At 56.5% G+C, this 255-nt stretch carries 1 protein-coding gene; it reads left to right on the top strand.

The window, feature by feature from the left end:
• Positions 1-78: 78 nt before the first annotated feature.
• Positions 79-255 (top strand): transposase (locus tag DQG18_RS15900; protein ID WP_157970222.1); only part of this gene is annotated, 177 nt, incomplete at its 3' end.

Here is a 255-nt window from a genome sequence, read left to right as displayed (position 1 = left end):
TAGGGTCCAAACCCAATCAGGTTGTTGAATAGGAGCTGCAAATCAGATTCTCTGGCTTCGGATAAGCCGGAGGCATTGATGAGCAGACTGTTTTGGTTGAGTGACGAAGCCTGGGTGGCCATTGAGCGCCACCTTCCCAAGAACCAGCCTGGAGCCCGACGGGTTGATGACCGGCGGGTGATTTCGGGGATCATTCACATGCTCAAATGCGGCGGGCGCTGGGCTGATTGCCCTGGCGAGTATGGTCCTTCGACC

This window comes from Pelagibacterium sediminicola (assembly GCF_003390885.1).
Lineage (GTDB): Bacteria > Pseudomonadota > Alphaproteobacteria > Rhizobiales > Devosiaceae > Pelagibacterium > Pelagibacterium sediminicola.
The sequence above is the reverse complement of the archived record's forward strand: the minus strand, read 5'-3'. Positions and strand labels throughout refer to the sequence as shown.